19 protein-coding genes and 1 pseudogene are annotated in these 24,771 nt (G+C 67.7%); 17 read left to right on the top strand and 3 right to left on the bottom strand.

What is annotated here, in order from left to right; all coding sequences use genetic code 11:
* The first annotated feature begins 20 nt into the window (after window positions 1-20).
* Both WT16_RS00440 and WT16_RS00435 read left to right on the top strand, forming a co-directional pair.
* Window positions 21-1,367, top strand: a complete 1,347-nt coding sequence (locus WT16_RS00440) for an adenylosuccinate synthase (protein WP_015601246.1) — start codon at window positions 21-23, stop codon at window positions 1,365-1,367.
* 7 nt (window positions 1,368-1,374) lie between these two features.
* Complete coding sequence (locus tag WT16_RS00435) at window positions 1,375-1,968, top strand: phosphoribosyltransferase (RefSeq protein ID WP_041861657.1); 594 nt, start codon at window positions 1,375-1,377, stop codon at window positions 1,966-1,968.
* 138 nt (window positions 1,969-2,106) lie between these two features.
* Here the strand turns inward: WT16_RS00435 and WT16_RS34250 are convergent.
* Window positions 2,107-2,301 (bottom strand): annotated as a pseudogene (locus WT16_RS34250) (hypothetical protein).
* On the opposite strand from WT16_RS34250, the gene WT16_RS00430 reads away from it, so the two are divergent.
* On the top strand, window positions 2,266-4,158 hold the full coding sequence (locus WT16_RS00430) for a potassium transporter Kup (protein ID WP_063532493.1): 1,893 nt from the start codon (window positions 2,266-2,268) through the stop codon (window positions 4,156-4,158). The pseudogene WT16_RS34250 and the gene WT16_RS00430 sit on opposite strands and share 36 nt — an antisense overlap.
* Before the next feature lie 181 nt (window positions 4,159-4,339).
* Here WT16_RS00430 and WT16_RS00425 read toward each other — a convergent pair whose 3' ends face one another.
* Complete coding sequence (locus WT16_RS00425; RefSeq protein WP_063532492.1) at window positions 4,340-6,667, bottom strand: Tex family protein; 2,328 nt, start codon at window positions 6,665-6,667, stop codon at window positions 4,340-4,342.
* Between the two features lie 140 nt (window positions 6,668-6,807).
* Here WT16_RS00425 and WT16_RS00420 point away from each other — a divergent pair, with 140 nt between their 5' ends.
* The 3 genes from WT16_RS00420 (at window position 6,808) to WT16_RS00410 (ending at window position 10,210) form a co-directional block, all read left to right on the top strand.
* Complete coding sequence (locus WT16_RS00420) at window positions 6,808-7,563, top strand: hypothetical protein (RefSeq protein WP_059934675.1); 756 nt, start codon at window positions 6,808-6,810, stop codon at window positions 7,561-7,563.
* Between the two features lie 107 nt (window positions 7,564-7,670).
* On the top strand, window positions 7,671-7,886 hold the full coding sequence (locus tag WT16_RS00415) for a YdcH family protein (RefSeq protein ID WP_006026948.1): 216 nt from the start codon (window positions 7,671-7,673) through the stop codon (window positions 7,884-7,886).
* A gap of 62 nt (window positions 7,887-7,948) precedes the next feature.
* Window positions 7,949-10,210, top strand: a complete 2,262-nt coding sequence (locus tag WT16_RS00410; protein WP_006026947.1) for an ATP-dependent DNA helicase — start codon at window positions 7,949-7,951, stop codon at window positions 10,208-10,210.
* 125 nt (window positions 10,211-10,335) lie between these two features.
* Here the strand turns inward: WT16_RS00410 and WT16_RS00405 are convergent, their stop codons facing one another.
* Window positions 10,336-11,160 (bottom strand): outer membrane protein assembly factor BamD, encoded by an 825-nt coding sequence (locus WT16_RS00405; protein WP_063532491.1) that lies wholly within the window; start codon window positions 11,158-11,160, stop codon window positions 10,336-10,338.
* Between the two features lie 53 nt (window positions 11,161-11,213).
* Here WT16_RS00405 and WT16_RS00400 point away from each other — a divergent pair, with 53 nt between their 5' ends.
* The 11 genes from WT16_RS00400 (at window position 11,214) to WT16_RS00345 (ending at window position 24,740) form a co-directional block, all read left to right on the top strand.
* Window positions 11,214-12,401: an RluA family pseudouridine synthase gene (locus WT16_RS00400; RefSeq protein ID WP_015600828.1), complete on the top strand. Its 1,188-nt coding sequence runs from the start codon at window positions 11,214-11,216 to the stop codon at window positions 12,399-12,401.
* Window positions 12,402-12,407: 6 nt separating this feature from the next.
* Window positions 12,408-13,277 (top strand): peptidoglycan editing factor PgeF, encoded by an 870-nt coding sequence (gene pgeF, locus WT16_RS00395; protein ID WP_043282637.1) that lies wholly within the window; start codon window positions 12,408-12,410, stop codon window positions 13,275-13,277.
* Between the two features lie 502 nt (window positions 13,278-13,779).
* Complete coding sequence (gene phaC, locus WT16_RS00390; protein WP_015600805.1) at window positions 13,780-15,579, top strand: class I poly(R)-hydroxyalkanoic acid synthase; 1,800 nt, start codon at window positions 13,780-13,782, stop codon at window positions 15,577-15,579.
* Window positions 15,580-15,675: 96 nt separating this feature from the next.
* Window positions 15,676-16,857, top strand: coding sequence for an acetyl-CoA C-acetyltransferase (locus WT16_RS00385; RefSeq protein ID WP_063532490.1), 1,182 nt, complete (start codon window positions 15,676-15,678; stop codon window positions 16,855-16,857).
* A gap of 128 nt (window positions 16,858-16,985) precedes the next feature.
* The gene (locus WT16_RS00380) at window positions 16,986-17,726 is read left to right on the top strand and encodes a 3-ketoacyl-ACP reductase (RefSeq protein WP_009912154.1); all 741 of its coding nucleotides are present in this window, start codon (window positions 16,986-16,988) and stop codon (window positions 17,724-17,726) included.
* Window positions 17,727-17,863: 137 nt separating this feature from the next.
* The gene (gene phaR / locus WT16_RS00375; RefSeq protein WP_015602025.1) at window positions 17,864-18,436 is read left to right on the top strand and encodes a polyhydroxyalkanoate synthesis repressor PhaR; all 573 of its coding nucleotides are present in this window, start codon (window positions 17,864-17,866) and stop codon (window positions 18,434-18,436) included.
* 575 nt (window positions 18,437-19,011) lie between these two features.
* On the top strand, window positions 19,012-20,403 hold the full coding sequence (rimO, locus tag WT16_RS00365; RefSeq protein ID WP_082874647.1) for a 30S ribosomal protein S12 methylthiotransferase RimO: 1,392 nt from the start codon (window positions 19,012-19,014) through the stop codon (window positions 20,401-20,403).
* Window positions 20,404-20,405: 2 nt separating this feature from the next.
* Entirely contained in the window at window positions 20,406-21,332 is a 927-nt protein-coding gene (locus WT16_RS00360) for a sugar kinase (protein WP_063532554.1), read from the top strand.
* A gap of 97 nt (window positions 21,333-21,429) precedes the next feature.
* On the top strand, window positions 21,430-22,614 hold the full coding sequence (bktB, locus tag WT16_RS00355; protein WP_063532488.1) for a beta-ketothiolase BktB: 1,185 nt from the start codon (window positions 21,430-21,432) through the stop codon (window positions 22,612-22,614).
* Window positions 22,615-22,630: 16 nt separating this feature from the next.
* Complete coding sequence (locus WT16_RS00350) at window positions 22,631-23,239, top strand: hypothetical protein (RefSeq protein WP_015602101.1); 609 nt, start codon at window positions 22,631-22,633, stop codon at window positions 23,237-23,239.
* 316 nt (window positions 23,240-23,555) lie between these two features.
* Window positions 23,556-24,740 carry a cystathionine beta-lyase gene (locus tag WT16_RS00345; protein ID WP_059934684.1) on the top strand — a complete coding sequence of 395 codons (1,185 nt, stop codon included), beginning with the start codon at window positions 23,556-23,558 and terminating at the stop codon, window positions 24,738-24,740.
* The last annotated feature ends 31 nt before the right edge of the window (window positions 24,741-24,771 follow it).

The raw sequence follows: 24,771 nt of genomic DNA, 5'->3' as shown, positions 1-24,771 counted from the left end.
TAACCAGCTAACGAATCAACATGTCTGCCAGCGCAGTGAACGTGACTCCCGGGCGCAACGTCGTCGTCGTGGGGACTCAATGGGGTGATGAAGGCAAAGGCAAGATCGTCGACTGGCTGACGGACCACGCTCAGGGCGTCGTGCGTTTCCAGGGCGGCCACAACGCCGGCCACACCCTCATCATCGGCGGCAAGAAAACCATCTTGCGCCTCATCCCGTCGGGCATCATGCGCGAAGGCGTTGCCTGCTACATCGGCAACGGCGTCGTCCTGTCCCCCGAGGCACTGTTCAAGGAAATCGGCGAGCTGGAAGAGGCCGGTCTTTCCGTTCGCGAGCGCCTGTTCATTTCCGAGGCGGCGACGCTGATCCTTCCGTATCACATCGCGATCGACCAGGCGCGCGAAGCGCGCCGCGGCGCGGGCAAGATCGGCACGACGGGCCGCGGCATCGGCCCTGCGTACGAGGACAAGGTCGGCCGCCGCGCGCTGCGCGTGCAAGACCTGTTCGACGCGAGAACGTTCGCCGATCGCCTGCGCGAGAATCTCGACTTCCACAATTTCGTGCTGACGCAGTATCTCGGCGGCGCGGCCGTCGATTTCCAGGCGACGCTCGATACGATGCTCGGCTACGCGGATCGCCTGAAGCCGATGGTCGCGGACGTGTCGCGCCGCCTGTACGAAGAAAACCACGCGGGCCGCAACCTGCTGTTCGAAGGCGCGCAGGGCACGCTGCTCGACATCGATCACGGCACCTATCCGTTCGTCACGTCGAGCAACTGCGTCGCGGGCGCGGCGGCGGCGGGCGCGGGCGTCGGCCCGCAGAAGCTCAACTACATCCTCGGCATCACGAAGGCGTATTGCACGCGCGTCGGCTCGGGCCCGTTCCCGAGCGAACTGTACGACGCGGACAATCCGAGCCGCCAGGATCAGATCGGGATCACGCTCGCGAACGTCGGCAAGGAATTCGGCTCCGTCACAGGCCGTCCGCGCCGCACCGGCTGGCTCGACGCGGCCGCGCTGCGCCGCTCGATCCAGATCAACGGCGTGTCGGGCCTGTGCATGACGAAGCTCGACGTGCTCGACGGCCTTGACGAAGTGAAGCTGTGCGTCGGCTACAAGATCGACGGCGAAGACGCTGATCTGCTGCCGCGCGGCGCGGCCGAAGTCGCTCGCTGCGAGCCTGTCTACGAGACGTTCGGCGGCTGGAAGGAAAGCACGGTCGGCATCAGCTCGTGGGACGCGCTGCCCGAGAACGCGCGCGCGTACCTCGCGCGCGTGCAGGAAGTGGCCGGCGTGCCGATCGACATGGTGTCCACGGGCCCGGATCGCGACGAGACGATCCTGCTGCGTCATCCGTTCAAGGTGTAAATCGCCGATGACGCAGAACCTCATGACCGCGCTCAAGATGTCCGATCCGCGCAACGACGACAAGAATCTCTGGGTCGGCTGGGACGAATACCACCGGCTGATCGAGATGCTCGCGCTCGCCGTGCACGATTCCGGGTGGAAGTTCGACAAGATCCTGTGCCTCGCGCGCGGCGGGCTGCGCGTCGGCGATCAGCTCTCGCGCATCTACGATCTGCCGCTCGCGATTCTCGCGACGAGCTCGTATCGCGAGGCGGCGGGCACGCAGCAGGGCGATCTCGATATCGCGCAGTACATCACGATGACGCGCGGCGAACTGACGGGCAACGTGCTGCTCGTCGACGATCTCGTCGATTCGGGCGTGACGCTCGCGCGCGTCCAGCAGCATCTGAAGGAGCGCTATCCGGCCGTGACGGCCGTGCGCTCGGCCGTGCTCTGGTACAAGGGCTGCTCGAAGGTGAAGCCCGATTATCACGTCCAGTATCTGCCGACGAATCCGTGGATTCATCAGCCATTCGAAGAATGGGATACCGTGCGTCCGCACAATCTCGCGGCGTGGATCAAGCGCGGCAACGCGCAGCGCGACGACGCGTCCGCCGCATAAGCGCGCGGGATGTCGCACCGGAAACGGCGCCTCGATGGCGCCGTTTTTTTTTTAGGGGGTGCGTTCGATCTTTTACGTCTTCTTTACGGTATCCGAAGAATCGCGCGAGAGGGTAGGCGCGGCGCCCGCGCCCGGCTATCATGACGCCCCATCGCGGCAGGAGGCATCGTGCCCCCATGCTACACTTGGCGCGCCGCAGCAAGTGGTGTGCCGACAACGTCAGTGGGCGGCATTTTTGCGTGCCCAGTTAGAGTAGCGCTCGTTTTTCCGACCCCAGCACGGATTTATACCGCTTTTATGACCGACACGAATCACTCGTCCATGCGCCAGCATTCGCTGCAATCGCTCGCGATTGCAGCAATCGGCGTGGTTTTCGGCGACATCGGCACGAGCCCGCTGTACTCGCTCAAGGAAGCGTTCAGTCCGGCACACGGCATTCCTCTCACGCCGAGCTCGATCCTAGGCGTGATCTCGCTCCTGTTCTGGGCGATCATTCTCGTCGTCGGCATCAAGTACGTGCTGTTCGTGATGCGTGCCGACAACAACGGCGAGGGCGGCGTGCTCGCGCTGATGGCGCTGTCGCTGCGGCCGCTGAATCCGAAGTCGCGTATCACCGGCCTGATGATGGCGCTCGGCATCTTCGGCGCGTGCATGTTCTACGGCGACGCGGTGATCACGCCCGCGATCTCGGTGATGTCGGCGGTCGAGGGCCTCGAGGTTGCAACGCCGCAACTGTCGCACCTCGTGCTGCCGATCACGATCGTGATCCTGACCGCGCTGTTCTGGATTCAGCGGCACGGCACGGCGATGGTCGGCAAGCTGTTCGGCCCGATCATGGTGCTCTGGTTCGTGACGATCGCCGCGCTCGGCGTCTATCACATCGCGCGCGCGCCGATGATCGTCCGGGCGATCAATCCATACTACGCGTTCTCGTTCATGTCCGAGCACGTGCTGCTCGCGTACGTGGTGCTCGGCTCCGTCGTGCTCGTGTTGACGGGCGCGGAAGCGCTCTACGCGGACATGGGGCACTTCGGCGCGAAGCCGATCCGGCTCGCCGCATACGTGCTCGTGATGCCGTCGCTCGTGCTCAACTACTTCGGCCAGGGCGCGCTGCTGCTGCTCGATCCGAAGGCGATCGAGAATCCGTTCTTCCTGCTCGCGCCGCAATGGGCGGCGCTGCCGCTCGTCGTGCTGTCGACGGTTGCGACCGTCATCGCGTCGCAGGCGGTGATCTCGGGCGCGTATTCGCTGACGAGCCAGGCCATCCAGCTCGGCTACGTGCCGCGGATGAAGATCCTGCATACGTCCGAGCTCGCGATCGGGCAGATCTACGTGCCCGTCGTCAACTGGCTGCTGCTGTTCGTGATCCTCTGCATCGTGATCGGCTTCAAGAGTTCCGACAACCTCGCGGCCGCGTACGGCATCGCGGTGACGGCGACGATGGTGATCACGACGATCCTCGCCGCGGTCGTGATGGTGAAGGTCTGGAACTGGAACAAGCTGCTCGTCGCGGTGATCATCGGCGTGTTCCTCGTCGTCGACCTCGGCTTCTTCGGCGCGAACCTGCTGAAGGTCGAGCAGGGCGGCTGGCTGCCGCTCGGCATCGGCGCGCTGCTGTTCTTCCTGTTGATGACCTGGTACAAGGGCCGTCATATCGTCAAGGAGCGCACCGCCGCCGACGGCATTCCGCTCGCGCCGTTCCTTCAGGGGCTGCTCGCGCATCCGCCGCACCGCGTGTCGGGCACGGCGATCTATCTGACGGGCAACGACACGCTGGTGCCTGTGAGCCTTCTGCACAACCTGAAGCACAACAAGGTGCTGCACGAGCGGACCATCTTCATGACATTCGTCACGCGCGACATCCCGTATGTGAAGGACGACGAACGGGTGACGATTCACGATGCGGGTGAAGGACTCTACATCGTCAAGGCGGAATACGGCTTCAACGAAACGCCGGACGTGAAGGCGGTGCTCGAGGAGGTCGCGCGTCAGCGCGGAATGACGTTCGAGCTGATGGACACGTCGTTCTTCCTCGCGCGCGAAACCGTCGTGCCGACCCATCTGCCGGGCATGTCGATCTGGCGCGAGCGCGTGTTCGCGTGGATGCATCAGAACGCCGCGAAGCCGACCGATTTCTTCGCGATCCCGGCGAACCGCGTCGTCGAGCTCGGCACGAAGATCGAGATCTGAGCGGCGAGTGCCGCGCGCCGTTCGTTGTCGACGTGCGGCGCGTTCCACCGCTTTCGCGCGACAGGAATCGATGCCAGCGCTATCGAGCGGAGATGCCGAATCGCCCCCCGTCGATCCAGACGCCGCCAGTCACAAAAAAGCCCGCTTCGAAGCGGGCTTTTTCGTGACTGGCGCGTCGCGCTCAACGCGGCTGCTTGAGCTTCGCGAACGCGGCGGCCATCGCGCCCGCCGGCTCCGGCTCGCGCGAGCGCTGCGGCCGCGCGCCGCCGCGCATGGCGCCGCGCTCCGCGCCGCCGCGATTGCCGGCCGCGCTCGGCGCCGAGTCGTCGTCGAGCCGCATCGTCAGCGAAATCCGCTGGCGCTTCACGTCGACGTCGAGCACCTTCACCTTGACGACCTGGCCCGCCTTCACGACTTCGTGAGGATCCTTGATGAATTTCGTCGACATCGCGGACACATGGACGAGCCCGTCCTGATGCACGCCGATGTCGACGAACGCGCCGAACGCCGCAACGTTCGTCACCACGCCTTCCAGCACCATCCCCGGCGCGAGATCCGACACTTTCTCGACACCTTCGCGGAACGTCGCGGTCTTGAATTCGGGTCGCGGATCGCGGCCGGGCTTCTCGAGCTCGGACAGGATGTCGCGCACGGTCGGCAATCCGAAGCGTTCGTCGACGAATTCGGCGGGCGACAGGCCCGCGAGCGCGTCGCGGTTGCCGAGCACGTCGTCAATGCGCTTGCTGATCTTCGCGAGCATCCGCTCGACGACGGGGTACGCCTCCGGGTGCACCGACGAGCGGTCGAGCGGATTCTCGCCGCCATTGATGCGCAGGAAGCCCGCCGCCTGCTCGAACGTCTTGTCGCCGAGGCGCGGCACGCGGCGCAGATGCTCGCGCGACGGGAACGGGCCGTTTGCGTCGCGGTAGTCGACGATGTTGCGCGCGAGCGTCGGGTTCAGGCCCGACACGCGTGCGAGGAGGGCGGCCGATGCGGTGTTCGCGTCGACGCCGACCGCGTTCACGCAGTCCTCGACGACCGCGTCGAGCGACCGCGCGAGCTCGCGCTGGTTCACGTCGTGCTGATACTGGCCGACGCCGATCGCCTTCGGCTCGATCTTCACGAGTTCGGCGAGCGGGTCCTGCAGCCGGCGCGCGATCGATACGGCGCCGCGCAGCGACACGTCGAGCTCGGGGAATTCCTTCGCGGCGAGCTCCGACGCCGAGTAGACGGACGCGCCCGCCTCCGACACGACGATCTTCTGCAGCTTGAGCTCGGGATGCCGTGCGATCAGCTCGCTCGCGAGCTTGTCGGTTTCGCGCGACGCGGTGCCGTTGCCGATGCTGACGAGCTCCGCCTGCGTGTGCGCGGCGAGGCGCGCGAGCTTTGCGATCGAGCCGTCCCAGTCGCGGCGCGGCTCGTGCGGATAGATCGTGTCGGTCGCGAGCACCTTGCCCGTGCGATCGACGACGGCAACCTTCACGCCCGTGCGCAGGCCGGGGTCGAGACCGATCACGGCCTTCGGGCCCGCGGGCGCGGCGAGCAGCAGGTCCTTCAGGTTGCGCGCGAACACGCGGATCGCTTCGTGCTCGGCCGTCTCGCGCAGGTGCGTGAGCAGCTCGGTCTCGATGTGCGGCTGCACCTTCACGCGCCAGCACCACCGGCATACGTCGGACAGCCACTTGTCGGCGGGCCGGTTCTGGTTCGCGATCCCGAAATGGCGCGCGATCGTCGCCTCGCCCGGATGCGGCACCTGCGCGTCGAGCTCCTCGCCGAGGCCGAGCTTCACGGTCAGCACGCCGGCGTTGCGGCCGCGGAACAGCGCGAGCGCGCGGTGCGACGGCACGGTCTTGAGCGTTTCCGAGTAGTCGTAGTAGTCGCGGAATTTCTCGCCTTCCTCGCCTTCCTTGCCGTCGACGACGGCCGACGACACGACGCCGCGCTCGAACAGGTAGTCGCGCAGCTTGCCGAGCAACTCGGCCGTCTCGCCGAATTGCTCGGACAGGATGTCGCGTGCGCCGTCGAGCGCCGCCTTCACGTCGGCGACGCCCTTGTCCGCGTTCACGTAGGCGGCGGCCTCCGTTTGCGGATCGAGGAGCGGATTCGCGAGGAGCGCCTGCGCGAGCGGCTCGAGCCCGGCTTCCCGGGCGATCTGCGCGCGCGTGCGGCGCTTCGGCTTGTACGGCAGGTACAGATCCTCGAGCGTCTGCTTGCTGTCGGCCGCGTCGATCGCCGCGCGCAGTTCGTCCGTCAGCTTGCCCTGCTCGTCGATGCTCGCGATGATCGTCGCGCGGCGTTCCTCGAGCTCGCGCAGATACAGCAGGCGCTCTTCGAGCTGGCGCAACTGCGTGTCGTCCAGGTTGCCCGTGACTTCCTTCCGGTAGCGGGCGATGAACGGAACGGTGGAGCCTTCGTCGAGGAGTTGCACTGCCGCGGCGACTTGCCGGGGCTGGACCGACAGTTCGTCGGCGATGCGCTGTACGATCTTGAGTGCTACGGTTTCCGTCATGTCGTGATGTGCGTCTACTGCCTGCAGAAATCGCCCGGTCCGGCCGGCTGCGCCCTCGAGTCGGCCCGGGCGGGTGAATGGAGCGGGGCATTTTGCCATAAATGCGAAAGGGTCTAGCCGCGGGTGTTAGAATTCGCCCCATGATCCGCAGCTTTCCTACGACGTTGCCAACCTCCCGATTTTCCGTTCTCGCGTTCGCCGCTGCGCTTGCGGCGACGCTCTCCTGCGCGCCCGTCGCCGGCATCGCGCAGACGTCCGCATCCGCCGTCGCGGCGCCTGCCGCCGCCGCATCCGATGCGGGCACGTTCGGCGCGCAGGCGAATTTCGACGCGCGTCAAAAAGTGCTCAATCAACGCGCGTCGGAAAACGATTATCGTTATGCGGTGGCCCAGCACGATTGCTACAGCACGTTTTTCGTCAATCACTGCCTGAACAAGGCGCGCGAGACGATGCGGGCCGAGCGCGCGAGCGTCAGCCAGGAGCAGCTCGCGCTCGACGACGAGCAACGGGCGGTGCGCGCGCAGGAGCGGGACCGGCAACTCGCGCTGAAGGAAGCCGAGCGGCAGGCGCAGGCGCCGCAGCGCGCGGCGAACGAACAGGCGAACGCGGCCGCGTACGAAGGCAAGCAGCAGGAAAACGCGCTCAAGCGCGCGCAGCGCGACGCGCAGGCGCCGCAACGCGCGGCGAACCAGCAGGCGTATGACGCGAAGCAGGCCGAGTTCCAGCGCAAGCTCGACGCGGCGCACGCGCAGGCGGCGAAGGATGCGCAGCAGCGCGCGGAGAACGCCGGGCGCTACGAACAGAAGCAGCGTGACGCGGCGCAGCACAAGGCGGACGTCGACGAACGCCGGCGGCAGGCCGCCGAGAAGGCGAAGCAGAAGCAACAGCAGCAGTAACGGTTAGCAGCAGGGGTACACGCGGCAGCGTTGGGTGGTGGTTTCGCAAGGCAATCTCGGGCATGCAGGCGGCTCGGTCGGCATGCCGATTCAATGAGGAGGCAAGTATGCAAACCCGTTCGGCGGAAACGCAACAGGAACTGTACAACCGACTGGTGTCTTTGCAGGAGCTGCACCAGCAGCTTGCCCGCGAGATCGAGCAGAAAGAGGGACGCTCCGACATCGACGACCTGGCGCTGCACCGGCTGAAGAAGGAAAAGCTGCTGGCCAAAGACAAGATCATCATGCTGCAATCGCAGCTCGAACCGGATAAGCGCGCTTGACGCGCGGCCTGGCAAGCGCCGGCGCCGCGGCAGGCGCCGGATGATATTAGGAACCGCTTGCCTTGAATTCACCGCTTGATGCCACTCCCGACGCGCGGCGCGACGATTCGTCCGCCGCGCGCTCCCGCACGTCCGGCGGCAGCGCCGTTGCCGCCGCGGGCGCGTACACGCCGAGCGTGAAGCGCATCGTCGAGCTCGACGCCATCTTCGGCGACGGCGGCCTGTTCGCGCGCGCGCTCGACAACTACCGCCCGCGCGCGTCGCAGATCGACATGGCGCGCGCCGTTGCCGCCGCGATGGAAGCATCGGGCAAGCTGATGCCGGAGCCCGAGATCTTCGAGGCGCGCAAGCGCCCCGCGCGGCGCCTGCAAGACGGCGCATCCGCCGGCCGTGACGATGCGCACGCCACGTCGTCCGGCGACGAAGGCGCCGACAACGGCGACAACACGTTGATCGTCGAAGCCGGCACCGGCACCGGCAAGACATATGCGTACCTCGTCCCGGCGATGCTCTGGGGCGGCAAGGTGATCGTGTCGACGGGCACGAAGCACCTGCAGGATCAACTGTTCCAGCGCGACATCCCGACGGTGCGCAACGCGCTCGCGGTGCCCGTGACGGTCGCGATGCTCAAGGGGCGCGCGAATTACCTGTGTCATTACTATCTGCAACGCACGGCCGACAACGGCCGCTTGCCGTCGCGACAGGACACCGCGTACCTGCAGGACATCATCCGCTTCGCGAAGATCACGAAGAGCGGCGACAAGGCCGAGCTCGCGAGCGTGCCGGAGACGTCGCCCGTGTGGTCGATGGTCACGTCGACGCGCGACAACTGCCTCGGCCAGGAATGCCCGCATTACAAGGACTGCTTCGTGATGCAGGCGCGCCGCGAGGCGCAGCAGGCGGACATCGTCGTTGTCAATCATCACCTGTTCTTCGCCGACATCATGCTGCGCGACACCGGGATGGCCGAATTGCTGCCGAGCGCGAACACGATCGTCTTCGACGAGGCGCATCAGTTGCCCGAGACCGCGACGCTCTTTTTCGGCGAGACGCTGTCGACGACGCAACTGCTCGAGCTCGCGCGCGATGCGGTGGTCGAGGGGCTCGCGCATGCGCGCGATGCGGTCGAATGGGTGAAGCTCGGCGGCGCGCTGGAGCGTGCGGCGCGCGACGTGCGGCTCGCGTTCGCCGACGACGGGATCGTCCGGATGTCGCTCGCGCAACTGGGCGACGGCCATCCGCTTTTCGGCGCGCTCGATGCGGTCGATTCGGCGCTCGACGCGCTGTCGACGGCGCTCGCGGGGCAGGCGGAGCGGGCCGAATCGATCGCCGCCTGCCAGCGCCGCGCGCGCGAGCTGCAGGAGTTGCTCGCGGGCTGGGTTGCGCCCGGTGCGAAAGACGATGCGGCCGATGCGAAGGCCGCTGCGGAAGCGGGCGAGCGCGACGATCCGAACGAGAAAGTGCGCTGGGTCGAGGTGTTCGCGCACACGGTCCAGTTGCACGAAACGCCGTTGTCCGTCGCGCCGATCTTCGCGAAGCAGCGCGCGGGCGTGCCGCGCGCGTGGATCTTCACGTCGGCGACGCTGTCGGTGCGCGGCGATTTCACGCACTACGCGGCGCAGATGGGGCTCAATTCGCGCCGCTCGATGACGCTGCCGAGCCCGTTCGACTATCAGACGCAAGGGCTCCTGTACGTGCCGCGGAACCTGCCGCAGCCGTCGTCGCCCGCGTTCACCGACGCGGTGTTCGACGCCGCGCTGCCGGCGATCGAGGCGTCGGGCGGCGGCGTGTTCGTGCTGTGCACGACGCTGCGCGCGGTCGACCGGATCGCCATGAAGTTGCGCGAGACGATCGAGGCGCGCGGCTGGAACACGCCGCTCCTCGTGCAGGGCGATGCGAGCCGCACTGAGCTGCTCGACCGGTTCCGCGCATACGGCAATGCGATTCTCGTCGGCAGCCAGAGCTTCTGGGAAGGCGTCGACGTGCGCGGCGACGCGCTGTCGCTCGTCGTGATCGACAAGCTGCCGTTCGCGCCGCCCGACGATCCGGTGCTCGCCGCGCGGCTCGATGCGCTGACGAAGAAGGGGTTGAGCCCGTTCGCCGTCCATCAGTTGCCGCAGGCCGTCATCACGCTGAAGCAGGGCGCGGGGCGGCTGATTCGCGCGGAGACGGACCGCGGCGTGCTGATGATCTGCGACACGCGCCTCGTCGACAAGCCATATGGCCGTCGTATCTGGCAGAGCCTGCCGCCCTTCAAGCGAACGCGCGAGATCGACGTCGTGCGCGAGTTCTTCGCCGAGCGGCGCGAAGCCGAGCAGGCTTGAGCGCGCGGTAATCGTTGAGCCTGCGCGGCAGGGGCAGGCGCGCAAAAAGAAAAACCCGGCTCGACCAGGCCGGGTTTTTCTTTCATGCGCCGGTCGCGCACGAAGCGCGACGCGCGATGCTCAACTCAGAACTGCCACCACGATTTCTTCGCACCCGGCCGCGCATGGCCCGTGACGTACGGGCTGTCCGGGAACGTCGACGCGAGCACGCGTTTCGTGTCGTCGGCGAGCTGCGGCTGATTCAGCTTCGTGTACGACAGCATCATGATGTGCAGCGCGTCCTCGATCGCCGGCGCGTTCTTGTATTCCTTGATCGCGAGCTGCGCGCGGTTGATCGCCGCGACATAAGCGCCGCGCCGGTAGTAGTAGTCGGCCGCGTGCACTTCGTGCGACGCGAGCGCGTTGACGATGTAGCGCATCCGCGCGGCCGCATCGGGCGCGTACTTGCTCTTCGGATAGCGGTCGACGACGACCTTGAACGCGTCATACGATTCGCGCAGCGCCTGCGGATCGCGCTCGCTCATGTCCTGGCCGGAGAAGCGGCCGAAGAGACCGAGGTCGTCGTTGAAGTGGATCATCCCCTTCAGGTAGTACGCGTACGCGACATCCGGGTGATCCGGGTGGAGCTGGATGAAGCGGTCGACCGCCTGGTCGGCGGAGGCCGTTTCGTTGTCCTTCCAGTTGCAGTAGGCGACGTTGATCTGAGCCTGCTGCGCGAAGTGGCCGAACGGGTCGCGCCCCTGCAGCGCCTCGAAATATTTCGCGCACTTGCCCCAGTCGCCGCCCGTCAATGCATCCTGAGCCTCTGAGTATAATTTGTTGTTCGACCAGGTTGCCGTCTCGTCGCTCTTCTGCGGCAAGCCGTGGCAACCCGCGACGAGCACCGCGGCCGCCGCCAGCGCGGCCCAGGCGGCCGCAGGTTTTGCGACGCGTTTGGTCGAATGCATCATGGTGAAAAGGGCTCGCATTGTCCTAGCTTCAAGTCTCAAGTGACCCAGTTTAAATGACCCGTTCAAGTTCGTTGAATGCCCGTGCGGGCAAGTCAAACCGCGACGATTATAGCCCAAGCGCCAGCCCCGCCGACGCTTCTGCCGGCGATTCGCTCGACGACGATCTGACGAGCGACGCGCTCGTCGCGCCGGCGGGCGCCGATGCCGGCGCCGATGCGCCGCGCGTCGTCGGCGTGCCGCCCGCGCTCGCGGGCGAGCGCCTCGACAAGGCGCTCGCGCAGTTGTTCCCCGAGTTCTCGCGCAGCCGTCTGCAGCAGTGGATCGAGTCGGACCGCGTGCGCGTCGACGGCGCGCCCGCGAAGATCCGGCAGCCCGTGCCGCTCGGCGCGACGATCGAGCTGCTGCCGGATCTGTTGCCCGAGCAACTCGCGTTCACGCCGGAGCCGGTGCCGCTTTCGATCGTCTACGAGGACGAAGCGATCGTCGTCGTCGACAAGCCGGCCGGCCTCGTCGTTCACCCGGCGGCCGGCAACTGGAGCGGCACGCTGCTCAACGGCCTGCTGCACCGCTATGCCGACGCGGCCGGCCTGCCGCGCGCGGGCATCGTGCATCGGCTCGACAAGGAGACGTCGGGCCTGATGGTCGTCGCCCGCACGCTCGCCGCGCAGACGGATCTGATCCGTCAATTGCAGGCGCGCACGGTGAAGCGCCGCTATTTCGCGCTCGTGTGGGGGCAGATGCCCGACAAGGGCACTATCGACGCGCCGATCGGCCGCGATCCGCGCGAACGCACGCGCATGGCGGTCGTCGCGGGCGCGGCGGGCAAGCCTGCACGCACGCATTTCCGCGCGGTCGACACGACGCTGTGGGAGCGTCAACCGGTGTCGGCGATCCATTGCGATCTCGAAACCGGGCGCACGCACCAGATCCGCGTGCACTGCGCGCACGTCGGGCATCCGCTGCTCGGCGATCCGGTGTACGGCCGCGCGCGCGGCAAGCGCTCGGTCACGCCGCTGCCGGGCGGCTTTGCGCGGCAGGCGCTGCACGCATGGCGGCTCGGCCTCGTTCATCCGGCGACCGGCCGGACGATGCAATGGCGCGCGCCGCTGCCGGCCGATCTCGCGGCGCTCGTCGAGGCACTCGGCTTCGGCGCGGACGATGCGGAATTCGGCGACGACGACGCGGTCTATGACGACGGTTACGATGAAGGCATCCCGTATGCCGACGACGATGAGGACTGACTGCCGATGACGACGTTGCGACCCCTGACGCTGGCCGATTGCGTGCAACCCGACTGGCATGCGCCGCCGCGCGTGCGCGCGCTCGTCTCGACGCGCAACGGCGGCGTGAGCGAGCCGCCTTATGGCGGGTGGAGCGGCTGGGGTGGCCGGGGCGGTCAGGGCGGCGAGGTCGCGGGCGGGATGAACCTCGGCCGGCACACCGGCGACGATCCTGCGCATGTCGATGCGAATCGCGCGCGGCTGCTCGCGTTGACGGGCCAGCCGCGCGCCGCGTGGCTCGAGCAGGTCCACGGCACGGATGTCGTGCGCGCGGAGGACGTGCTCGCCGCAAGCGCGGCGGATGCGGGCGAGGGCGGCGTCGTGCGCGCGGATGCGAGCGTCGCGGCGACGCCGGGCGCCGTCTGCGTCGTGATGGTCGCCGACTGCCTGCCGGTGCTGCTGTGCGACGAAGCGGGCCGCGCGGTCGGCGCCGCGCATGCGGGCTGGCGCGGCCTCGTCGCGGGCATCGTCGAGAAGACGGCCGAGCGCGTCGCGGCGCTGGCGGGCGCCGGCGCCGGCAGCCTGCACGCGTACCTCGGCCCGGCGATCGGGCCGACCGCGTTCGAAGTCGGCGCCGACGTGCGCTCGGCCTTTCTCGATGCGGCGCCGCTCGCCGATTACGCGGCGACGGAACGCGCATTCGCGCCGCGCGCGGACGCGCCCGGCAAGTATCTGGCGGATCTCTACGCGCTCGCGCGGCTGCGCCTCGCGCGTGCCGGCGTCGCGCGCGTGAGCGGCGGTACCGCGTGCACGGTGACAGAGCGCGAGCGCTTCTATTCGTATCGCCGCGATCGCGTGACGGGCCGGATGGCCGCGATGATCTGGCTCGCCGACTGACGGCCGCCGGTTGCGAGCGGCGTCGTGGCGACTGGCCGCGACGGCATGCCGGCGCTGTTCCTGCCGCGCCGCGGCGCGCGGATTGCTGCGCCGCACCGTGTGATGGTTGTCATCGAGATCGCTTAGACTCTTGCCGGCCGAACGGGCCGGACATCCCCGCCGCGCGTCGCGCGGCGCGTCCTGCAACAATCATTCCGGTTGTCGAAGCATGTGTTGTCGGAGGTGACGGATCACATGGGGAAAACGATAATGATAAAACTACTGCACTGCGGCAGAATCTGGAGAAGCGCTCCGGAACACGACGCCCGGCCGGACGGGGCGCGCAGTGGGTGGTCGACTTCATGCGGCTCGAGCAGGATTTCCAGGGTCCCCGCAGGCAACACCGAGGAACCACCGAGGAACCACCGTTAAGGCAGGTATGACAGCATCGAAAAAATCGTCGACGTCCTCTCACACGGATACTCCCCAGGGCCACAATACAGCCGGATCGGCGGCCCAGCCCATGCAACAGTTGTTCGAGTCCTGGCTCGACGCATGGCGCAGCTTCGCGGAACCGGCCCGAGCGGCCGCGGGCGGCGTACCCGCGCAGTCGCCGTTCGCGGCGTTCCAGACGCCTCTGCCGTTTTCGTTTGCGATGCCGAAGATGCCGCCGATGCCGGACTGGTCCGGCGCGGCCGTGTCGCCCGCCGGGCTCGCGCCCGTCGCGTCGGTGCCGCCCGCGCGGCTGCAGAAGCTTCAGGCCGATTACTCGCGCGAGTGCATCGCGCTGATCCAGCAGGCGAACGTCGCGACGCCGACCGTTCCTGAACTGAAGGATCGGCGCTTCAGCTCGGATGCGTGGAAGGCTTCGCCCGCGCACGGATTCGCGGCCGCCTGGTATCTGCTGAACGCACGCTATCTGCAGGAGCTCGCCGACGCGCTCGAGACCGATCCGAAGACGCGCGAGCGAATCCGCTTCACGGTCCAGCAGTGGACGGCCGCCGCGTCGCCGAGCAACTTCCTCGCGCTCAATCCGGAGGCGCAGAAGAATCTCGTCGAGACGCAGGGCGAGAGCCTGCGTCTCGGGATGATGAACCTGCTCGCCGACATGCAGCGCGGCAAGATCTCGCAGACGGACGAATCGCAGTTCGTCGTCGGCGAGAATCTCGCGGTGTCGGAAGGCGCGGTCGTCTACGAGAACGATCTGATCCAGTTGATCCAGTACAAGCCGACGACGCCGACCGTCTTCGAGCGGCCGCTGCTCATCGTGCCGCCGTGCATCAACAAGTTCTACATCCTCGATCTGCAGCCCGAGAACTCGCTCGTCGCGCACGCGCTGTCGTGCGGCCATCAGGTGTTCCTCGTGTCGTGGCGCAATGCCGATGCATCGGTCGCGCACAAGACATGGGACGACTACATGGACGAGGGCCTGCTCGCCGCGATCGACGTCGTCCAGCAGGTGAGCGGGCGCGAGCAGATCAACACGCTCGGCTTCTGCGTCGGCGGCACGATGCTTGCGACGGCGCTCGCGGTGCTCGCCGCGCGCGGCGAGCACCCGGCCGCGTCGATGACGCTCCTCACCGCGATGCTCGACTTCTCCGACACGGGCATTCTCGACGTGTTCGTCGACGAAGCGCACGTGCAGATGCGCGAGCAGACCATCGGCGGCAAGAACGGCGCGCCGGCGGGCTTGATGCGCGGTGTCGAGTTCGCGAACACGTTTTCGTTTCTGCGTCCGAACGATCTCGTGTGGAACTACGTCGTCGACAACTACCTGAAGGGCCGCACGCCCGCGCCGTTCGATCTGCTGTACTGGAACGGCGATTCGACGAGCCTGCCGGGCCCGATGTACGCGTGGTATCTGCGGAACACCTATCTCGAGAACAAGCTGCGCGAGCCGGACGCGCTCACCGTGTGCGGCGAGCCCGTCGATCTGTCGCGGATCGACGTGCCGACGTTCATCTACGGCTCGCGCGAGGATCACATCGTGCCGTGGCAGACCGCGTACGAATCGACGTCGCTGCTGACGGGGCCGCTGAAGTTCGTGCTCGGCGCGTCGGGCCACATCGCGGGCGTGATCAACCCGCCCGCGAAGAACAAGCGCAGCTACTGGAGCTACGACGCGGATGCAAAGGCGCTGCCGGAATCGGCGAACGACTGGCTCGACGCGGCCGTCGAGCATCCGGGCAGTTGGTGGCCGGTGTGGATCGAGTGGCTCGATCAGTACGGCGGCAAGAAGGTGAAGCCGCGCGCGCAGCCCGGCTCCGCGCACTTCCCGGTGATCGAGCCCGCGCCCGGCCGGTATGTGATGCGACGCGATTGACGAACGACGGAAGGCGGAGCACGCTTTGCGTCGCCACCGATTTTTAACAGGGCGGTTCGCGGCGCGCCGTGCCGCGTTCGTTCGGAGGATAGTGAAATGACTGACGTAGTGATCGTATCGGCCGCGCGCACCGCGGTCGGCAAGTTCGGCGGCTCGCTCGCGAAGATCGCCGCGCCCGAGCTCGGCGCGACCGCGATCCGCGCGGTGCTCGCGCGTGCGGGCGTGAAGCCTGAGCAGATCAGCGAAGTGATTCTGGGCCAGGTGCTGACGGCGGGCTCGGGCCAGAACCCGGCGCGTCAGGCGCTGATCGCGGCGGGGCTGCCGAACGCCGTGCCGGGCATGACGATCAACAAGGTGTGCGGCTCCGGCCTGAAGGCCGTGATGCTCGCCGCGAACGCGATCGTCGCGGGCGACGCGGAGATCGTCGTCGCGGGCGGCCAGGAGAACATGAGCGCCGCGCCGCACGTGCTGCCGGGCTCGCGCGACGGCTTCCGGATGGGCGACGCGAAGCTCGTCGACAGCATGATTGTCGACGGCCTTTGGGACGTCTACAACAAGTACCACATGGGCGTCACCGCGGAGAACGTCGCGAAGGAATACGGGATCACGCGCGAAGAGCAGGACCAGTTCGCGGCGCTGTCGCAGAACAAGGCGGAAGCCGCGCAGAAGACGGGCCGCTTCGACGACGAGATCGTGCCGATCGAGATCCCGCAGCGAAAGGGCGAGCCGCTTCGCTTCGCGACCGACGAGTTCGTGCGTCACGGCGTGACGGCCGAGGCGCTCGCGGGCCTGAAACCCGCGTTCGCGAAGGACGGCACGGTGACGGCCGCGAACGCGTCCGGCATCAACGACGGCGCGGCCGCGGTGCTCGTGATGTCGGCGAAGAAGGCCGAGGCGCTCGGCCTCGAGCCGCTCGCGCGGATCAAGGCTTACGCGAACGCGGGCGTCGATCCGAGCGTGATGGGCATGGGCCCCGTTCCGGCGTCGCGCCGCTGTCTCGAGCGCGCGGGCTGGTCGGTCGGCGACCTCGACCTGATGGAGATCAACGAGGCGTTCGCCGCGCAGGCGCTCGCGGTCCACAAGCAGATGGGCTGGGACACGTCGAAGGTCAACGTGAACGGCGGCGCGATCGCGATCGGCCATCCGATCGGCGCGTCGGGCTGCCGGATTCTCGTCACGCTGCTGCACGAAATGCGCAAGCGCGATGCGAAACGCGGCCTCGCATCGCTTTGCATCGGCGGCGGGATGGGCGTCGCGCTCGCGCTCGAGCGCCCGTAACGCCAATCAGGAGGCACCCGAGCCGGCCGCGCCGACGGGCGCGCGGCCCGGCGAACGGGCGGATCGGCATGCAGGCGACGGAGAGGTTGCCGCTCGGCGCTTCTCAAAACGATAATGGAGTGATGGTTATGTCTCAGCGAATTGCTTACGTAACGGGCGGCATGGGCGGCATCGGTACGAGCATCTGCCAGCGCCTGCACAAGGACGGCTTCCGGGTGGTCGCGGGCTGCGGCCCGAATTCGCCGCGCCGCGTGAAATGGCTCGAGAACCAGAAGGCGCTCGGCTTCGATTTCTACGCATCCGAAGGCAACGTCGGCGACTGGGATTCGACGAAGCAGGCGTTCGACAAGGTGAAGGCCGAGATCGGCGAGATCGACGTGCTCGTCAACAACGCGGGCATCACGCGCGACGTCGTGTTCCGCAAGATGACGCGCGAAGACTGGACGGCCGTGATCGACACGAACCTGACGAGCCTCTTCAACGTCACGAAGCAGGTGATCGACGGCATGGTCGAGCGCGGCTGGGGGCGCATCATCAATATTTCGTCGGTGAACGGCCAGAAAGGGCAGTTCGGCCAGACCAACTACTCGACCGCGAAGGCGGGCATTCACGGCTTCACGATGTCGCTCGCACAGGAGGTCGCGACGAAGGGCGTGACGGTCAACACGGTGTCGCCGGGCTACATCGGCACGGACATGGTGAAGGCGATCCGTCCGGACGTGCTCGAGAAGATCGTCGCGACGATTCCGGTGCGCCGTCTCGGCTCGCCCGACGAGATCGGCTCGATCGTCGCGTGGCTCGCGTCGGAAGAGTCCGGCTTCGCGACGGGCGCCGATTTTTCGCTGAACGGCGGCTTGCATATGGGCTGAGCCATTCGGCCGGGCGGCGCATGCCGTCCGGCCGTGTGGGTCGGATGTTCCGGGAACGCCCGGTTCCGCGCGCGGCTCGCGCCCGCGTGCGGCGCCGGGCGCCGTCACTGCGCGCATCAGGCGCTCAAAGGCGTTACATGACTACTACAAAGAAAACTGGCGAACGGCTGATCAAGAAGTATCCGAACCGCCGTTTGTACGATACGGAGACGAGCACCTACATTACGTTGACCGACGTGAAGCAACTCGTGCTCGAACAGGAGGACTTCAAGGTCATCGATGCGAAAAGCAGCGAGGACCTGACCCGCAGCATCCTGCTGCAGATCATTCTCGAAGAGGAGAGCGGCGGCGTGCCGATGTTCTCGTCGTCGATGCTCTCGCAGATCATCCGGTTCTACGGGCATGCGATGCAGGGGATGATGGGCGCGTATCTGGAGAAGAACATCCAGGCGTTCATCGACATCCAGAGCAAGCTTGCCGACCAGTCGAAGAACCTGTACGAGAACAACGCGATGAATCCGGAAGTCTGGTCGCAGTTCATGAACATGCAGGCGCCGATGATGCAAGGGATGATGACGAGCTACATCGAGCAGTCGAAGAACATGTTCGTGCAGATGCAGGAGCAGATGCAGAACCAGGCGAAGACGATGTTCAGCTCGTTCCCGTTCAAGCCGGCGACGCCGCCGGGCAGCGAGCCGGAGAAAAAGTAGACGCAACGCGCGACGTCGTGCGACGTCTTTCGCCGGGACCGTGGCCGGAATGCGACCCGGCTGCGTTGCGATACCGCATGTGTCGTTGCTCCGTGAACCCGCTTGCGGCTCGGCGGGGCGGCATCGATTGCGCTCGGCGGGCGCATCGCCCGAGGGGCCGCGGCTTGCCGCGCGTCATCGGGCGGACGTCGCAATCGCATGCAGGAAACGGCGCCGCGCAGGCGCCGTTTCTTTTCGGGGTGGGATGCGCCCGAATGATGCCGCCGCGGCAGACGGGCAGGCGGCCGTTTCGTCTGCGACGCACGCGCTGCATTCGCGAACCCGACTCCTGAAGCTGTCGGCCGGCCTCGCGCGTCTGCCGTGTACGAGCGCGATGGGCGCGTGCTACGTCGGGGCGATCCGGCTCATGAGGCTCGTCACCAAGCAGCTCGCAATCGGCGTCACGCATGCGGTCCGGGTGGGCGACGCGCTCGGTGTGCTCCCGCGGGGAAACGTCGCCGCGCGGAGGGTAAAATGCCGGCAAACCCAAGGCGTGCCGCCACCGGACGCCGTCCCCTCACGCATGGAAGCGATAGTTGGAAAATTCATTGAAATCACGCGGTAAGCCGCTCGCCGCGCCCAAGGTGGGCATGGTTTCGCTCGGGTGCCCGAAGGCGCTCGTCGACTCCGAGCAGATCATCACGCAACTGCGCGCCGAAGGCTACGAAATCTCCGGCACCTATGACGGCGCGGATCTCGTCGTCGTCAACACCTGCGGCTTCATCGACGAAGCGGTCCAGGAAAGCCTCGACGCGATTGGCGAAGCGCTCGCGGAAAACGGCAAGGTGATCGTCACCGGCTGCCTCGGCGCGAAGAAGAGCGCGAGCGGCTCCGGCCTCATCGAGGAAGTGCACCCGAAGGTGCTCGCCGTCACCGGCCCGCATGCGGTCGGCGAAGTGATGCAGGTCGTGCACAGCCATCTGCCGAAGCCGCACGATCCGTTCGTCGATCTCGTGCCGGCCGCGGGCATCAAGCTCACGCCGCGCCACTACGCGTATCTGAAGATCTCCGAAGGCTGCAATCACCGCTGCTCGTTCTGCATCATTCCGTCGATGCGCGGCGATCTCGTGTCGCGGCCCGTCGCCGAGGTGATGCTCGAAGCCGAGAACCTGTTCAAGGCCGGCGTGAAGGAACTGCTCGTGATCTCGCAGGACACGAGCGCGTACGGCGTCGACGTCAAGTACCGCACGGGCTTCTGGAACGGACGGCCGCTCAGGACGCGGATGACCGAGCTCGTCGGCGCGCTCGGCGAGCTCGCCGCGCAGTACGGCGCGTGGGTGCGTCTGCATTACGTGTATCCGTATCCGCACGTCGACGAAATCATCCCGATGATGGCGCAAGGCCCGCTCAAGGACCACGTGCTGCCGTATCTCGACGTGCCGTTCCAGCACGCGCACCCGGACGTGCTCAAGCGCATGAAGCGCCCGGCGAACGCGGAGCGGGTGCTCGAGCGCGTGCAGAAGTGGCGCGAGATCTGTCCGGATCTGACGATTCGCAGCACGTTCATCGCGGGCTTTCCGGGCGAGACCGACGCGCAATTCGAGACACTCCTCGACTTCATTCGCGAGGCGGAGCTCGATCGCGTCGGCTGCTTCGCGTATTCTCCGGTCGAGGGTGCGAGCGCGAACGAGCTCGACGGCGCGCTGCCCGACGACGTGCGCGAGGCGCGCCGCGCGCGATTCATGGAAGTCGCCGAGGAGGTGTCGGCCGCGCGCATCGAACGCAAGGTCGGCAAGACGCTCAAGGTGTTGATCGACGAGGTCAACGAAGAGGGCGGCGTCGGCCGCACCGCGGCCGACGCGCCCGAGATCGACGGCGTCGTCTACGTCGAGCCGGCAACGAAGGCGTCGAAGCGGTACAAGGTTGGCGATTTCGTGTCCGTGAAGATCACGGGCGCCGACGGCCACGATCTTTGGGGCGAGGTCTGATGATGCCGGCGACGTCTCCGGACGTGCTCGCGCTCGGCGAGGCGATGGTCGAATTCAATCAGGCGCGGCCGGGCGAGCCGAACTATCTGCAGGGCTTCGGCGGCGATACGTCGAACTTCTGCATCGCCGCCGCGCGGCAGGGTGCGCGCGCGGGTTTCGTGTCCGCGCTCGGCGACGATCATTTCGGCCGGTTGCTGCTCGATCTGTGGCGTCGCGAGCGCGTCGACACGTCGTGCGTGCGGATCGACGGCAGCGCGCCGACGGGCGTCTATTTCGTGTCGCACGGCGAGCACGGCCACGCGTTCGATTATCTCCGCGCGGGCTCGGCCGCGAGCCGCTACGCGATCCGCGATCTGCCGCTCGACGCGCTCGCGGCCGCGCGCTTCGTGCATCTGTCGGGCGTGAGCCTCGCGATCAGCACGAGCGCGTGCGATGCGGCGTTCGCCGCGATCGCGCATGCGCGCGCGAACGGCGCGCGCGTGAGCTTCGACACGAACCTGCGGCTCAAGCTCTGGCCGCTGCCGCGCGCGCGGGCGGTGATGACGGAGGCGCTGCGCCATACCGATGTCTGCCTGCCGAGCTGGGATGACGTGACGGCGCTCACCGGGCTCGTCGAGCGCGACGCGATCGTCGATGCGCTGCTCGCCTTGGGGCCGCGCGTCGTCGCGCTGAAGCTCGGCCGCGAGGGCGCGTATGTCGCGACGCCCGGCGAGCGGCGCGTCGTGCCCGGCTTCGTCGTCGACGCGCTCGACGCGACGGGCGCGGGCGACTGCTTCGGCGGTGCGTTCGTCGCGCGGCTCGCCGCGGGCGATGATCCGTTCTCGGCCGCACGCTATGCGAACGCGGCGGCCGCGCTGTCGACGCAAGGGTTCGGCGCGGTCGCGCCGATCCCGTCGCGCGCCGCGGTCGAGCGGCTATTGGGCGCGTGAGCCCGCGCGCGTGCGGCGCGCGATCCGAATGCATGACGTGCGCGGCCGCGACCGCGCGCTCCATCGGTTTTCATCAAGAGAAGAGAGGGAGGCAACGATGCAACGCGAAGTAGTGGTGGTAAGCGGCGTACGCACCGCGATCGGCGATTTCGGCGGCAGCCTGAAGGACTTCGCGCCGACCGAGCTCGGCGCGCGGGTCGTGCGCGAAGTGCTGTCGCGCGCGCAGGTGTCGGGCGACGAAGTCGGCCACGTCGTGTTCGGCAACGTCGTGCACACGGAGCCGAAGGACATGTATCTCGCGCGCGTCGCGGCGATCAACGGCGGCATCGCGCAGCACGCGCCCGCGCTGACGCTCAACCGCCTTTGCGGCTCGGGCCTGCAGGCGATCGTGTCGGCCGCGCAGGGCGTGCTGCTCGGCGACGCGGACATCGCAGTCGCGGGCGGAGCGGAGAACATGAGCCGCGCGCCGTACTCGGTGCCGGTCGCGCGCTTCGGCCAGCGGATGGGCGACGCGAAGCTCGTCGACATGATGGTCGGCGCGCTCAGCGATCCGTTCCAGTCGATTCACATGGGCGTGACGGCCGAGAACGTCGCGACGAAGTACGGGATCACGCGCGACGCGCAGGACGCGCTCGCGGTCGAATCGCATCGGCGCGCGTCGCATGCGACGAAGTCCGGCTACTTCAAGGAGCAGATCCTGCCGATCGAGATCGCATCGCGCAAAGGCACGGTCGTGTTCGACGCCGACGAGCACGTGCGCCACGACGCGTCGCTCGACGATTTCGCAAAGCTCAAGCCCGTGTTCGCCAAGGAGAACGGCACGGTGACGGCGGGCAACGCATCGGGCATCAACGACGCCGCCGCCGCGGTCGTGCTGATGGAGCGCAGCGTTGCCGAGCAGCGCGGCGCGAAGCCGCTCGCGCGCCTCGTCTCGTATGCGCACGCGGGCGTCGATCCGGCGTACATGGGCATCGGCCCCGTGCCCGCGACGAAGAAGGCGCTCGAGCGTGCGGGCATCACGGTTGCCGATCTCGACGTGATCGAGGCGAACGAGGCGTTCGCCGCGCAGGCGTGCGCGGTGTCGAGCGAGCTCGGCTTCGATCCGGCGAAGGTCAACCCGAACGGCTCGGGCATTTCGCTCGGCCATCCGATCGGCGCGACGGGCGCGCTCATCACCGTGAAGGCGCTGTACGAGCTGCAACGGACCGGCGGGCGCTACGCGCTCGTCACGATGTGCATCGGCGGCGGGCAGGGCATCGCCGCGGTGTTCGAGCGTCTGTAACGAGAGGGCCGCGCAGTTGAAGCTGATCACCGGAATCCGCGGCGCGGCGCTCGCCGCCGCACTTGCGACGGCGGCGGGGCTCGCGTTCGCGCAGTCTCCCTCTCAGGGCGTGGCGGCTTCCGCGGGCGCGGCCGATGCGGCGTCCGCCGCCGCGCCGCAGGCGGACGCGCCGCCGCCCGCCGCGCCGCTCAAGCCGAATCCGGCGTATGCGCGGCTGCCGCGCTACGAAGGGACGGTCGGCGGCCGGCAGGTCGTCGTGCGTCTCGGGCCGAAGACGGACGAGCCGGGCGTGCATGGCGAGTGCCAGTATCTCGACACGGGGGCGGTCGTCCTGCTCGCGGGCGATCGCGACGGCGACACGCTCGAGATCGAGGAATCGGACGACGGCACGAACATCACGGGCGTGTGGATCGGCCGCTTCGATGCGTCGGGCGGCTTGTCCGCCGACCGGATGAACGCCGATCAGTCGGATCCGCTGCCCGTCGCGCTGCGCCCGGCGGGCGGCGCGCCCGCGCCGTCGCATGCGGCGGGCGCGCAGCCCGCGCCGGCCGCCGCAGGCGCGCCGCAGGCGGGCGTCCGGGGGCAGTCGATCGACGGCGTGAGCAATCTGCGGACCGCCGAATAGCGAACGCGGCGGGTCGGCGCGGCGGCCGAGTCTCCCGGTCGCCGATCGGCGCTTGCCGGGCGGCTCAACGGGCCGGGTAGCTCAACGGTTTTGGGCGATGCGGCCGGGGCTCGGCGGTCTCTTGCCGGTCCTCTTGCCAGTCCCCCTTACCGGCCCCATCTGTTGCCCCCGCTCCCGCATCGGTCTCGGGCGCGGGCGCCTCTCGCCGGCACGGTCGCGGCCGCGCCGACTGTACCGGGCCAAACGTGTGGAATCCGGCTAAGCTAGCCGGGTTTCCAATCTTTTCCGGCTCGTTTTGCGCCGAGCCCTCCCAGTGATGACCGCATCCATTCCCAAGCGCGCGCTCCAGACGCGCGTCGTCCAGCCGGACGATCGCATTCCCGCCGGTTTCGAATCGTTCGTCGTGCCGGTCGCGCGAGCGTCGACGGTCGTGTTCCCCGATCTCGCGACGATGCGCAACCTCGACTGGCACCAGGATGGCCAGTGGCGCTACGGGTTGCACGCCACGCCGACGTCGCTCGCGCTCGCGCAGCGGCTCGCCGAGATCGAAGGCGGCACGCACGCGCTGTTGCAGCCGTCGGGGCTCTCCTCGATCACGAACGTGTACTTCGGCCTCGTCAAGGAAGGTGACGACGTGCTGATTCCGGACAACGCATACGGGCCGAACGGCGATTTCGGCAAATGGCTGGCGAAGGATTTCGGCATCACCGCGCGCTTTTACGATCCGATGATCGGTGCGGGCATCGCCGATCTGATCCAGCCGAACACGCGCATCATCTGGCTTGAGGCGCCCGGCTCGGTGACGATGGAGGTGCCCGACGTGCGGGCGATCACGGCGGTCGCGCACTCGCGCGGGATCGTCACGGCGATCGACAACACGTATTCGGCGGGCCTTGCGTTCAAGCCGTTCGAGCACGGCGTCGACATCTCGGTGCAGGCGCTGACGAAGTATCAGTCGGGCGGCAGCGACGTGCTGATGGGCGCGACGATCACCGCCGACGACGAACTGCACGCGAAGCTGAAGCTTGCGCGGATGCGGCTCGGCATCGGCGTGTCGGCCGACGACTGCTCGCTCGTGCTGCGCGGCCTGCCGAGCATGCGGGCGCGTTTCGAGGCGCACGGCCGCAGCGCGCTGTCGCTTGCGCGCTGGCTGAAGACGCGTGCGGAGATCGCGGCGGTGCTGCATCCGCAACTGCCCGATTGCCCCGGCCACGAGGCCTTCATGCGAGACTTCACGGGCGCGGGCGGCCTGTTCTCGGTCGTGTTCGACGAGCGCTACGATGCCGCGCAGGTCGACCGCTTCGTCGAGGCGCTCGCGCTGTTCGCGATCGGCTGGAGCTGGGGCGGCGCATGCAGCCTCGCGATGCCGTACGACGTTCAGTCGATGCGCACGGGCAAGTGGCCGCATCGCGGCACGCTGGTGCGTTTCTATGTCGGCCTCGAAGATGAAGCCGATTTGCGCGCGGACATCGAGCGCGCATTCGCCGAAACGTTCGCGTAACGCGCGACATCGGACCGCGGCGGAAGACAGA

The sequence above is a fragment of the Burkholderia sp. MSMB1589WGS genome, assembly GCF_001636105.1.
Taxonomy (GTDB): Bacteria; Pseudomonadota; Gammaproteobacteria; order Burkholderiales; family Burkholderiaceae; genus Burkholderia; species Burkholderia humptydooensis.
The sequence above is the reverse complement of the archived record's forward strand: the minus strand, read 5'-3'. Positions and strand labels throughout refer to the sequence as shown.

Bases quoted from the DNA above. Each gene is read 5' to 3' on its own strand.
- phaC (WP_015600805.1), top strand. From the start codon at position 13,780: ATGCAACAGTTGTTCGAGTCCTGGCTCGACGCATGGCGCAGCTTCGCG.
- WT16_RS00430 (WP_063532493.1), top strand. From the start codon at position 2,266: ATGACCGACACGAATCACTCGTCCATGCGCCAGCATTCGCTGCAATCG.
- WT16_RS00420 (WP_059934675.1), top strand. From the start codon at position 6,808: ATGATCCGCAGCTTTCCTACGACGTTGCCAACCTCCCGATTTTCCGTT.
- WT16_RS00380 (WP_009912154.1), top strand. From the start codon at position 16,986: ATGTCTCAGCGAATTGCTTACGTAACGGGCGGCATGGGCGGCATCGGT.
- WT16_RS00400 (WP_015600828.1), top strand. From the start codon at position 11,214: ATGACCCGTTCAAGTTCGTTGAATGCCCGTGCGGGCAAGTCAAACCGC.
- WT16_RS00425 (WP_063532492.1), bottom strand. From the start codon at position 6,667: ATGACGGAAACCGTAGCACTCAAGATCGTACAGCGCATCGCCGACGAA.
- WT16_RS00435 (WP_041861657.1), top strand. From the start codon at position 1,375: ATGACGCAGAACCTCATGACCGCGCTCAAGATGTCCGATCCGCGCAAC.
- WT16_RS00415 (WP_006026948.1), top strand. From the start codon at position 7,671: ATGCAAACCCGTTCGGCGGAAACGCAACAGGAACTGTACAACCGACTG.
- WT16_RS00385 (WP_063532490.1), top strand. From the start codon at position 15,676: ATGACTGACGTAGTGATCGTATCGGCCGCGCGCACCGCGGTCGGCAAG.
- WT16_RS00440 (WP_015601246.1), top strand. From the start codon at position 21: ATGTCTGCCAGCGCAGTGAACGTGACTCCCGGGCGCAACGTCGTCGTC.
- WT16_RS00360 (WP_063532554.1), top strand. From the start codon at position 20,406: ATGCCGGCGACGTCTCCGGACGTGCTCGCGCTCGGCGAGGCGATGGTC.
- WT16_RS00405 (WP_063532491.1), bottom strand. From the start codon at position 11,160: ATGATGCATTCGACCAAACGCGTCGCAAAACCTGCGGCCGCCTGGGCC.
- bktB (WP_063532488.1), top strand. From the start codon at position 21,430: ATGCAACGCGAAGTAGTGGTGGTAAGCGGCGTACGCACCGCGATCGGC.
- pgeF (WP_043282637.1), top strand. From the start codon at position 12,408: ATGACGACGTTGCGACCCCTGACGCTGGCCGATTGCGTGCAACCCGAC.
- WT16_RS00345 (WP_059934684.1), top strand. From the start codon at position 23,556: ATGACCGCATCCATTCCCAAGCGCGCGCTCCAGACGCGCGTCGTCCAG.
- phaR (WP_015602025.1), top strand. From the start codon at position 17,864: ATGACTACTACAAAGAAAACTGGCGAACGGCTGATCAAGAAGTATCCG.